This is a genomic window from Paenibacillus sp. H1-7 (assembly GCF_022354825.1).
GTDB lineage: Bacteria > Bacillota > Bacilli > Paenibacillales > NBRC-103111 > Paenibacillus_S.
The window spans coordinates 6,738,760-6,750,309 of the sequence record NZ_CP031168.1 but is presented as its reverse complement, the minus strand read 5'-3'; the positions used below and the strand labels follow the sequence as shown (position 1 = coordinate 6,750,309).

Below are 11,550 nucleotides of genomic sequence, written 5' to 3'. Positions count from 1 at the left end.
ATATAAAGGTTGTGTTCAACATGAAAAGGAAATTATCGCTTTTATTCATTATGCTGCTGCTCTGCTCCGGCATCCTGCTGTATTCGGAGCATAACGCAGATGCGGATGAGCTGACATTGTACAACGCAGAGCAAATTTACGAGCTTTCTCATCCTGCACTTTTTTATATCCGTATTCTGCGCAGTGATGATACCGTTGCGTCTGCCGGAACAGGGGTAACTATAACACCTGAGGGTAAGGCGGTTACGGCCTACCATGTTATCAAGGATGCGGGGCGCATCGAAGGAACGTATCCGGATGGGCGTGTCGTCAGTCCGATTGAAGTTATCGGCTTCGACGAGGTCACCGATGCGGCGGTATTGAAGCTGCCTGCTCCGGGAGATCAGCCGTATCCTGCACTTACGATCCGGGAGACGGCCGTCAAATACGGGGAAAAAGTGTATGCATTAGGTTACCCGATCAAAGATACGCCGATCATCACAGAAGGGATAATCAATGCTCCGAAGGCTGAAGTGAACGGCCGGGATCGCATCCTGACTTCCGCGCAAATTGCCAGCGGTATGTCCGGCGGTCCTCTGCTGGATCAGCAGGGGCGTTTGAGCGGCATTATCTCCGGCTCGCTGCGGACGATGAACAACATTCATCTTGTAGTGGATATGTCGGATGTACGCAAGCTGCTGTCGGAAAATCAACAATAAATATAGTTAATACAAGCTTTGAGATTGAAGCGGTTTTTAATTAGAGGTCCCTTAGGGGGCCTCTTTTTTTCGTCATTTCGCGATAAACCTATCTTGCATACGAAGCGAAGCGAATCTTACAAAAGCAAAATTTCCATACTTTTGTTTGATCAAGGCATCGCACTCCCATAATGGTTATCATTCAATAATTTACAATATTTGTTAATTATATAGTCACTATTTTCGGATGTAAATCCGGTTTAATGCAATGAGATGATCAGAGATCGGGTTCGCGGTCCGCAAAATTAGAGGCGGAAGAGACGACCATCCTGCCGTCCAGCCAAGATTATTTTTGCAGTGATTGGCAAATAATAACTATGTGCGAAAAGGAAGGGTGATCGAACACTATATCGTCCGACCGGCCGCTTCGTTAGGTCACGTGTGGCCTATGGAGCGGTATTACAACCTGTATGCATCTGAAACGGAGGATCGTCCGGTGAAGGATAAATATGAATTTTTGCTAGACATGAAGCGGCTTGATTTCGAAATCAGAGAATTAAACGAATACTGCCGCCAATGCTGCGGCTGCTACGAGCTGCTGCAGGACAAATTGGATCATTTGTGCCAATTCGTCACGTGCCAGGAAAATATGAAGCGGTGGTGCCGGTGGGGGAGCCATGCGGAAATTTGCAATCAATCGGAATGTTTGAGGGAAACTTCCGTGAGAGCGCTGTGCGATATGGAGAAATATCAGTCGAACTGCGTATGCAATAATGAGCTGGATGTCAGCCAGTACATATCCGCACTGTCTCACTCTGTCAAACAGGAGCTCGCTTTTTTCGGATTTACACCGGCATCGAAAGTATTGTTCATCGGCTCAGGCGCATTGCCGGTATCCGCGCTGACTATCGCCAAAGAGCTGGGAGCCCAAGTACTGTGCGTAGATATTGACCAGGAAGCGGTCGCTCTCGGTAAGCAAGTAGCCAAAGTATCGGGCCTGGATGCCATTGTCGCCTTCTCCGGCCAGAGCTTGAAGGAAATTCCTTTTGTGAAGGAAGCGACTCATATCGTTATCGCCTCGCTGGTTAAGAACAAGCTTGATGTCATCAACGAGGTGAAGGAAGCGATGAATGACTGCGCCAAAATTATTTTGCGATTCGGCAACGGTCTGAAATCGATCTTCAATTATCCGATGGAGCCGAATGTTCCGGGCGATTGGATGCAGACGATTATCAGTCAGAACCGTTCGATTTATGACACGATGATTTTGGAAAAAGTACAGTCCGTCAGTGTGCCTCTCGAAAACGAAGTAGGCATCGGCATCCGGGATGCGGTAGGATAAGATGCATTTGCGCTAAAAGTAAAAAAGGTCAGGTTCCCGCGCATATTGACGGGCCTGACCTTTTTGTATGTAAGCAGGAGCGCCCTTTACAAGGCTTTTTCCAAAATGACGTAGTCGATTCCTTCCTTTTGAAAACCATCGCCGGTCTCCTGAAGGCCGAATTTGCGGTACAAGCCGATCTTGGATGCCCGGGCATTGCACCAGATCGTGCGGGCTCCCCGCCGTTTGGCTTCATCCAGCGTAAATTGCAGCAGCCGGGTGCCGTACCCTTTGCCCTGCTCGTCCTGCAAAGTAGCAAATTTGCGGAATTGTGCGCGGTCTCCCTCGATAAAAAGCGAGATGACGGAGACGAGCTTGCCATTCGCAGCCAAACCGAAATGAAGCCCGGCCGAGTCGTCCTGCAGCTTCACGAAATCCAGGTCTTTGTCGGGCCACATGACCCGGTGCCGCAGCTCCCACACATCATTCAAGCTTACATGGCATACCTGTACCGCAGCGGCTTCATTTCTGTACAAGAAGCTTTCAACAGGACCGACATTCGGCTCCACCATCGACTCCGAATTATCGAAATACAGGACCGAGGAAGCGGGAATTCTCCACTGAATATCCCGGATCTGAAGCGACCGGCTGAACTCGGCCCAATGCTCCAGCTTCCAGACGTCCAATACGGAGCCTCTGGCTTCGATGCGGCGGCGGTAAAGCTCCTCATCCTTCAGATAGGCAAATACGACCTTGACCTCTACGTTGTGCAAGGACGCCCCGATTCGCTCCAGCTCCGTTTCGATCCAGGCGGGGTCCTCAGTTTCCTTCGTAAAAGGACCGACGACATAAACGTCCGTTCCGAGCTCCAGATTCTCTAGCGCAGCATCCATCGTGATCCGGTAGCCGAGATCTCTGCACAGCTTCTTATACATAGCGGAGTCCCGGTCATTCGGATCGAGTCCCGCCAATGTCATCATGGCTTCCGCCGCGGGACGCAGCAGTGTATCCATATCGAAAAAAGCGGCCCCCCGACGGGAAGAGAGCGCTTTGGCTAGCGTCGTCTTCCCGGCTCCGGCAGGGCCTAGGAAAAACACAAGTTTGCGCATAAGTACGTTCCCCCTTGCAAAGCCGGTCGTTCTAATCGCGGCGCAGCTCCTGCCAATAATAGCACAGCGTAGCAATGCCCTTGTCAAAATTCTCGAGATGGAAATGCTCGTTAGGCGCATGCATGTTCTCGCCTGGCAGACCGAAGTCCATCATGACGACGGGAGCCCCAAGCACCCGGGAAAACACTTCGACGATCGGTATGGAGCCGCCGCTGCGAATGTAAACGGGATTTTTGCCGAACCCGGCTTCATACGAGCGGGCGGCGGCCCGGATATACGGATGCTCAGGCGATATGTAAAACGGCTTGCCGCGGTGGGTCTGCTGCACCTTGATTGTAACGCCGGCAGGCTTATGCTTCTCGATATGGCCTTCGATCCGCTTCATGATCTGATCCGGGTCCTGGTTGTCCACGAGTCGGCACGATATTTTTGCGCTCGCAGCAGAAGGTACGATAGGCTTCAGCCCTTCTCCCTGATAGCCGCCGTAAATGCCGTTGATCTCGAGCGTCGGTCTGGCCGTAGTCCGCTCCAGGAAGGAGAAGCCCCGCTCACCGGTCAGCTCGGGTACCTTAAGCTCCCGCGCTTGCTTCGCATCGTCGAATTGAAGCTCGCGGAACGCTGCACGCTCGGCTTCGCTCAATTCATTGACGCCGTCGTAGAAGCCGTCGATGGTGATATGGCCGTCGGCATCGCGCATCGAAGCCAGCAGATCAACGAGAGCGATAGCCGGATTGGCGACACCGCCGCCGTACAAGCCGGAGTGCAGATCGTTCTTCGCCCCTTGAATGTCGATCTGAAAGCCGCATAAGCCCCTCAGCCCGTAGCAAATCGAAGGAACGCCTTCGTCATGCATCGGTCCGTCGGAGATCACGATGGCATCGGCCTTCAACCGTTCCGCCTGTGCCTGCAAAAATGCCGGCAGGCTTGGACTGGCGATTTCCTCCTCGCCCTCGATGCAAAACTTCACATTGACCGGAAGCTTGCCCACGGTTTGCAAATAGGCTTCTACGGTTTTGACGTGGGTGTACAGCTGGGCTTTGTCGTCGGTAGCCCCACGGCCGTACAGCTTGCCGTCTTGAATGACGGGCTCGAACGGAGGCGTGTTCCACTGCTCCAACGGATCGGCTGGCTGGACGTCATAATGCCCATAAATGAGCGCGGTAGGCTGGCCGGGAGCATGGAGCCAATCCCCGTACACGACGGGATGACCTGCCGTAGGAAGTACCTCTACGTTCTCGAGGCATGCTTTGCGAAGCGCGTCGGCGAGCCATTCGGCGGCCCGGATCATATCCGGTTTATGCTCCGTGCTGGCGCTGATGCTGGGAATGCGGACAAAATCGATCAGCTCGGCCAAATGCCGTTCACGCTGATTTGTCAAATAGGTTTGAAGCGTTTGATCCATGAACGATCACCTCGTTTAATGAAAATAATGGTTTCTTATCCGATTTACATTCATGATACCATACTTTTATCACGGTACCGAATCAAGGACTTTTCGGAAGCGGACCGCCGTCCGGATGTCTTGAAAACGCTGTTTACGAGGAAGACGCATTTCATGTATGCTGGCTATACATAGAACGTGCTGCTCCGTTTGTCAGTCCCCGTGTATAAGCGCGAAATTTAGAGAGGAAGTGCAGCAGTTGGATTCCACCCCTAATCAAGAAAAATCATCCCAAGCCTTATCCGATACGGCGGCCGGGATTGCTCAGAGCATCCGTACCTTACATACGCTGTCCAAAGGACAAACCCTATTGGAGCTGCCTGCCGTTCCGGCGGGATATGAAGTGCAAATCCTAGCTTCCAGCAGAGAAGACGTCATTCCGAAGGATGCCCAGGTGTTCCCGGTTATCGGGACGGATACGACGGTGGAGCTTGTGCTGGAGGTATTGGAAGCAGCCAGCGGCGAAAAGGCGGCGACGGCTCCGATCACCGTCGTCGTGCCCGCCATCGAGCTTGCCGCCGCTGCGAATAAAACGGCGCTCCGCGAGGCGCTGGCCGAAGCGGAGCGGCAGTACACCGCAGCCGGCCCGCAGGCGGCGCGGGATGTCACGACAGGCCCGTCACCGCTGGGGGAGCTTCATGCCGCCATAGAGTTCGCACGAGCGGTGAGCGAGGCAGCGGATGCGACGCAGGAGCAGGCGGACGCGTCGGCGGCAAAGCTGCATCAAGCGGTGACGGGCCTGCTGGTTTCGTTGTCGCGGTCGGCGAGTGACCGCGGAGATGCCGTTCTCGAGTCCGTGCGCTTGGATGCGGACCGGACGGCGCTGCACTTGGACAGCCTGGCGGTGCTGCGCTTGAGCGCGTCCATGAGCGACGGAAGCGCTGCCGATCTGAGCCTGGCGCGGGTACAATATACCGCGAGCAATTCCTCGGTCATCGCGTCCATTCGCCCAACGGCTGAGGGAGCGGAAGTACGTGCCGGAACGAAGCTGCATTCCGCGGGGACGGCCATCGTCACAGCGATTGTCACTCTGGAAGGCGTGACGAGGACGGCGGAGGTCGCATTCGAGGTGCTTTTTGAGCCTGACCGGCCGTTCCGCCACGAGTATCACCAAACGCTGACGATGAAAATGTTCATGGCCGATCGCCACGGCAATGTATCGGCTACGTTCGAGCAGGCGCTGGATACGATCCGAAAGGTCGACCGCTTGACAAGAGGAATTCCCAAAATTATGTATTTGGTCGGCTGGCAGTTTGACGGCCATGATACCGGATATCCTGCGCTGGATGTCGTGAATCCGAAGCTGAAGCGCGACGCTGACGTCAGAGCGGAAGACAGTCTGATTTGGCTTATGAAGGAAGCGAAACGCTATCATACGACAGTAAGCCTTCACATCAATCTGCTCGATGCGAGCGATTCGAGCCCGCTTTGGCAGGAATACATAGACAAGGACGTCATAGCGAGGCTGGAGGACGGCTCGCTTCGTACTTACGTTTGGGGCTACCCGATCAGCTATACGCGGGAGTGGGAGGCCGGCCTGACGACACGGAGAATCGACAGCCTGTTGGAGCTGCTCCCGATTCACGAGGCGGGAACCATTCATGTCGATGCGTTCCATCAGATCATCCCGCAGCAGCAGATCGACCCGATCAGCCCTTATCACGGAGTTTCTACGGAGCAAGAAGTCGAGACCCAGAAGCAAATCATCCGTTATTTCCGGGACAAAGGAATCGATTTTACATCCGAATTCGATAAAAGCTACCGCCAGGATCCGTTGATCGGCCTGCAGCCTTTTGCCTGGCATGTCCGTTTTCAAAGCGATGAGCAGCTGACGGTGCCCGCCCGTTTATATATCGGAGGGGATGGAGGCGACCCTAGGTTCGGCTCCAGTATGCTGGGTGAGAGCTTGATGAAAAAAGACCCGGAGAAGCTGGCCGGCTTCACCCGCGATTTTGCGCTTCACACACTGCCTTGGTATTTCCTGAACCGGCTGGACAGGCTGGCCGATGAGAACGGTGCGATTATTTTCTCGGACGGCGTCACAAGTGAAATCAAGGAGCAGTACCGGATCATCAAGCAGGGCGAGCGATTGCTTCGCGACGGGGATGATGTTTGTTTTCCGGTATTGTGGAATACGGAAGCGGAGGAATGGATGGCTTATAGCCTGAACGGCTGCACGGATAAGCTTTGGAAGCTTCCGGAGCGTTGGGGTACGGTGGCTGCCGCCTCCCTGTACGAGGTTGGATTAGAGGGCATCACTTCACTAGGTGAGCTGACGGTGACCGAGGGTACGATCCAGTTGACGCTGCGTCCGGATCAGTGCGTCGTGTTTGTTCCGGCAGGAACGGAGCTTTCCTAAATTAAGACGGGATGCGGGCTCGTTCGGGACACCCGTCATTAGTCCGATTCTATGTGCTTATCGAAAATGAGTGCAAGAATTGTCAAGTTCTCCTTATCTGAGCATGTATTGTGTAGAACGTTTTTTTCCCGTTGCTGTACAATAAAGTGGCATGCAAAAGGTCGGATCCGGCTTACTATAGCGATTCCAAAGGAGCTTCATCATGACAAAGCAACAACATATCGGAGCGGGAGAAGCAGGCGGTTACGAGGAAGCCGTTCGCATCCCGGTTTTTCCCGACAAAACCTTTTACGTTACGGATTTCGGAGCGGTAGGAGACGGTGTGACAAGCAACACCCGGGCATTTAACGTGGCATTGGAAGTTTGCTCCTCAGCAGGCGGCGGCACGGTCGTTATTCCCAAAGGGCTATGGCTGACCGGTCCGATCCAAATGCGCAGCAAGGTGAGGCTGCATGCCGAGAGGGGAGCTTTGGTGACCTTCAGCCGCAATTTTGATGAGTATCCGCTCATCCGGAGCAATTACGAAGGCTTGAAGGCGATGCGGGTGATGCCGCCGATTTATGGAGAAAACTTGACCGATATTGCCATTACGGGTCCCGGTATTTTTGATGGCTCGGGAGAGGCATGGCGGCCCGTGAAGAAGTTCAAAATGAATGACCGCCAGTGGAAGGAAATTGTTTCCTCCGGCGGCTTTGACGACGGCAACGGCATGTGGTGGCCGACGAAAGAAGCGAGCGAGGGAAGACAGGTCACGGAGGCGCTGCAAGCCGAAGGAGTGACGGATTTATCCCCTTATGAACCGTACAAAGTGTATTTGCGACCTGTGTTGTTAGGCTTTACAAGCTGCAATGGCGTTCTTTTGGACGGGCCGACGTTTCAAAATTCGGGAAGCTGGTGTCTGCATCCGCGCTTGTGTGAGCATGTGACGATCCGTCATGTCACCGTCCGCAATCCATGGCATTCGGTTAACGGCGACGGGCTGGATCTGGATTCCTGCCGATATGCGAACATTCATGATTGTTCGTTTGACGTTGGAGACGACGCGATCTGTCTGAAATCGGGCAAAAATGAACAGGGCCGGCGCATCGGCGTCCCGACCGAGTACGTAACGATCCGCGACTGCACGGTATATCACGGGCACGGCGGGTTTACCGTAGGCAGCGAGATGTCCGGAGGCGTCCGCCATGTGGAAGTGCGGGACTGCACGTTCATCGGGACGGATAACGGACTTCGGTTCAAAAGCACCCGCGGACGCGGAGGCGTAGTCGAGGACATCCGGGTATCGAACGTGTGGATGAAGGATATCGTCCACAGTGCCATCGTATTCGACATGTACTATGAGATCCGCCAGGAATATGCCGAAATGGTTCCCGTATCGGAAGAGACGCCGATTTTCAGAAACATTCGGATTCAGGATACATACTGCACGGGCGCGAAAAAAGGGATTTTCCTCCGCGGCCTTCCCGAGATGCCGCTCGATCGTTTGACGTTCGAAAGAGTGACGGTCAGCGCCGATGAAGGAATTACCTGCATCGATGCTCAGCAGATTGTGTTTCGTGAGGTGCAGGTTCATGCCAAAAGCCTTCCTGCTTACACGGAGCGCAGCTGCAGCGATATCCGGTTTATCGGTGCCGACGGGGAAGAAGTCCGGGTGCCGCAACATCCCACAGCCTAAAGGAGACTTGAGACATGAAGGTGAGCAAGCAAGAGAAGCCGGTATGGTATGCCGATCTGGGCGACGGGACGTTCCGCAATCCGATCCTGTACGCCGATTATTCGGATCCGGACGTCATCCGCGTTGGAGAAGATTTTTACATGACAGCCTCGAGCTTCAACAGCGTGCCCGGGCTGCCTATCCTGCACTCCAAGGATTTGGTGAATTGGACGCTGATCGGCCATGCGATTCAGGAGCTGCCTGAAGGCTACGAGGGAGTTAGGCACGGCGACGGGGTATGGGCACCTAGCATCCGTCATCATGACGGGAAGTTCTGGATTTATTTCGGCGCCCCGGACGAGGGAATCTTCATGACGACCGCCGTCGATCCTGCGGGTCCTTGGACTCCGCTCCATCTGGTGAAGGAGGTCAAGGGTTGGATCGATACTTGCCCGTTCTGGGACGAGGACGGACAGGCGTATATGGTGAATGCCTTTGCCAAAAGCCGCTGCGGCATCAAAAGCAAGCTGCAAATTTGCCGGATGAGCCCGGACGGCACGTCTTTGCTGGATGAGGGGCAGCTTGTGTTCGACGGAACGGAGCATCATCCGACCATCGAAGGACCCAAATTGTATAAACGCAACGGATACTATTATATATTTGCTCCGGCTGGCGGCGTTCCGGTCGGCTGGCAGACGATTCTACGCTCGAAGCATATTTTCGGGCCGTATGAAGACCGCATTGTGCTGCATCAAGGCGATTCCATTGTCAACGGGCCTCATCAAGGGGGATATATCGAGCTGGAATCGGGCGAATCTTGGTTTCTGCACTTCCAGGACCGCGAAGCCTACGGGCGGATCGTCCATTTGCAGCCGATGGGCTGGGAGAACGACTGGCCGGTAATGGGCATCGATACGAACGGAGACGGCATCGGCGAGCCTGTACTGACGCATAAAAAGCCGGATGTAGGCCGAGAGTATCCGTTCGCCGTTCCCGCTACGAGCGACGAGTTCGAGGAGAACGCACTCGGGCTGCAATGGCAGTGGCAGACGAATCCGCAGCCGGAATGGCATTCGCTTGATGCGCGCCCGGGCCATCTGCGGTTGTTTGCACAGCCGCTGCCGGAAGGCGTGACCACCTTCTATGATGCGCGGAACGTGCTGTGCCAGAAGTTCCCGGCACCGGAATTTATTGCGACGGCCAAGCTGGAGCTTACGTCTGGACGCGGACAAGAACGGGCCGGCCTGACCGTGTTCGGCCACGATTACCGCTACCTCGCATGGGAATCGTCCGCGGAAGGAGCGCGGCTTGTCTTCGTGAAGGGCTTCGGCAAGAAGGAGACCACTTCGGAGGAGGTAGAAGCCGCCGTAGCGCTGCCTGCATCCGTGCGTGAGGTGTATTTGCGGGTGAGCGTCGTACTGGAAGCGGTGTGCACATTCCAGTACAGCCTGGATGGCGAAACGTACCATAAGATCGGCGAGCCGTTCGAGGCGGTTCCGGGCCACTGGGTCGGCGCTAAGCTCGGCCTGTTCTGCATCGAGCAAGCGTCGGCGGACGGTGGAGCGCGGGGCTATGCCGATTTCGACTGGTTCCGTATCGAGTAGAGTTTCGGCGGAAGCCGATACGATACAAGGGGGAGTTGTATCGCCTTGTTGATCGGTGGCTCATCGAATTGTTGCGCCTAGCAAACACCGTTGGTTGCTGAGGCGAATTCAATGGGATTGCACGGCGAAAATCGTGACGGGCTTGGGGGAATCGCGATTGGTGGAACAGAGGACGACCAGTTATTGAACGCTCACTCTGATGGTTGCTGATGGCGATTTCGATACGGATACAGCGAAAATGACGGCGAGGCTTTCTGTTAGCTGCGAATGGTGATGTGGATAACGAGTGTTCATTGAACCAAGAAGTAGCGTCCGGCATGTTTATGCAGATACAGAGCGCTGATTACAATAGGTTGCTCGTTGAGAAAGTGATCTGTGAGGATCGCAATCGTACTAGTTTGCTCTGACCGAGCAAATAATTGCGCTCCGGACATAGGATCCGCTATTCGGCGATTTTCAGGCCGAAACGGCATGCTCGCGGACACACGTTCCGTTATTTCGCTCAAATTACGCCGAACTCGGCTCATTTTAGACGAATACCGGATCTCCTGTCCGCAAGGACGCCGAAATGCGGTGATTTTCGGCAAATAACGGCTTCTGTGTCCGCTCCGTGTGCCGCCAGGCAACTGAGGCCCTCGGTTCCGCCCAAGCCTCGGCCTGTCGTGTCGACGAGGGGGTTGAACTACCTCTGCGCAGGGCCAAAACGTATGCCTGGGATTCGTTCGCGTTAGATAATGTGGAACCATGAAGCGAACGGACGACTCAGCGAAATAGTAGTCCGCTCCGCATGCCTCCGGACATAGGATCCGCTATTCGGCGATTTTCAGGCCGAAACGGCATGCTCGCGGACACACGTTCCGTTATTTCGCTCAAATTACGCCGAACTCGGCTCATTTTAGACGAATAACGGATCTCCTGTCCGTAAGGACGCCGAAATGCCGTGATTTTCGGCAAATAATGGCTTCTGTGTCCGCTCCGTGTGCCGCCAGGCAACTGAGGCCCTCGGTTCCGCCCAAGCCTCGGCCTGTCGCGTCGACGAGGGGGTTGAACTACCTCTGCGCAGGGCCAAAACGTATGCCTGGGATTCGTTCGCGTTAGATAATGTGGAACCATGAAGCGAACGGACGACTCAGCGAAATAGTCGTCCGCTCCATATGCCTCCGGACATAGGATCCGCTATTCGGCGATTTTCAGGCCGAATCGGCATGCTCGCGGACACACGTTCCGTTATTTCGCTCAAATTACGCCGAACTCGGCTCATTTTAGATGAATAACGGATCTCCTGTCCGCAAGGACGCCGAAATGCGGTGATTTTCGGCAAATAACGGCTTCTGAGTCCGCTCCGTGTGCCGCCAGGCAACTGAGGTCCCCGGTTCAGCCCAAGC

General features: G+C 54.7%; 7 protein-coding genes and 1 pseudogene. 5 read left to right on the top strand and 3 right to left on the bottom strand.

The features are described from left to right. Positions 1-20: 20 nt before the first annotated feature. Both DVH26_RS29805 and DVH26_RS29800 read left to right on the top strand, forming a co-directional pair. On the top strand, positions 21-698 hold the full coding sequence (locus DVH26_RS29805; protein ID WP_239628589.1) for a S1 family peptidase: 678 nt from the start codon (positions 21-23) through the stop codon (positions 696-698). A 373-nt stretch (positions 699-1,071) separates the two neighbouring features. After that, on the top strand, positions 1,072-2,019 hold the full coding sequence (locus DVH26_RS29800) for an SAM-dependent methyltransferase (RefSeq protein WP_239628587.1): 948 nt from the start codon (positions 1,072-1,074) through the stop codon (positions 2,017-2,019). Positions 2,020-2,105: 86 nt separating this feature from the next. On the opposite strand, the gene DVH26_RS29795 is transcribed toward DVH26_RS29800, so the two are convergent. The 3 genes and pseudogenes from DVH26_RS29795 to DVH26_RS29785 all read right to left on the bottom strand — a co-directional run bounded on the left by DVH26_RS29795 (position 2,106) and on the right by DVH26_RS29785 (position 4,509). Continuing rightward, on the bottom strand, positions 2,106-2,456 hold the full coding sequence (locus DVH26_RS29795) for a GNAT family N-acetyltransferase (protein WP_239635538.1): 351 nt from the start codon (positions 2,454-2,456) through the stop codon (positions 2,106-2,108). 72 nt (positions 2,457-2,528) lie between these two features. Continuing rightward, positions 2,529-3,107 (bottom strand): annotated as a pseudogene (locus DVH26_RS29790) (P-loop nucleotide/nucleoside kinase family protein); the annotation flags it as partial. Between the two features lie 31 nt (positions 3,108-3,138). Further along, positions 3,139-4,509, bottom strand: a complete 1,371-nt coding sequence (locus DVH26_RS29785) for a dipeptidase (protein ID WP_239628585.1) — start codon at positions 4,507-4,509, stop codon at positions 3,139-3,141. Positions 4,510-4,747: 238 nt separating this feature from the next. Between DVH26_RS29785 and DVH26_RS29780 the strand changes: the two genes are divergently transcribed. From DVH26_RS29780 to DVH26_RS29770, 3 genes are all read left to right on the top strand, one after another. Beyond that, entirely contained in the window at positions 4,748-6,907 is a 2,160-nt protein-coding gene (locus DVH26_RS29780) for an endo-alpha-N-acetylgalactosaminidase family protein (RefSeq protein ID WP_239628583.1), read from the top strand. 202 nt (positions 6,908-7,109) lie between these two features. After that, positions 7,110-8,582: a glycoside hydrolase family 28 protein gene (locus DVH26_RS29775; protein ID WP_239628580.1), complete on the top strand. Its 1,473-nt coding sequence runs from the start codon at positions 7,110-7,112 to the stop codon at positions 8,580-8,582. Positions 8,583-8,596: 14 nt separating this feature from the next. Further along, positions 8,597-10,165, top strand: a complete 1,569-nt coding sequence (locus DVH26_RS29770; protein ID WP_239628578.1) for a glycoside hydrolase family 43 protein — start codon at positions 8,597-8,599, stop codon at positions 10,163-10,165. Positions 10,166-11,550: the final 1,385 nt, after the last annotated feature.

Coding starts and splice junctions, on each gene's coding strand:
- DVH26_RS29805 (WP_239628589.1), top strand. CDS start 21: ATGAAAAGGAAATTATCGCTTTTATTCATTATGCTGCTGCTCTGCTCC.
- DVH26_RS29795 (WP_239635538.1), bottom strand. CDS start 2,456: ATGTGGCCCGACAAAGACCTGGATTTCGTGAAGCTGCAGGACGACTCG.
- DVH26_RS29785 (WP_239628585.1), bottom strand. CDS start 4,509: ATGGATCAAACGCTTCAAACCTATTTGACAAATCAGCGTGAACGGCAT.
- DVH26_RS29775 (WP_239628580.1), top strand. CDS start 7,110: ATGACAAAGCAACAACATATCGGAGCGGGAGAAGCAGGCGGTTACGAG.
- DVH26_RS29770 (WP_239628578.1), top strand. CDS start 8,597: ATGAAGGTGAGCAAGCAAGAGAAGCCGGTATGGTATGCCGATCTGGGC.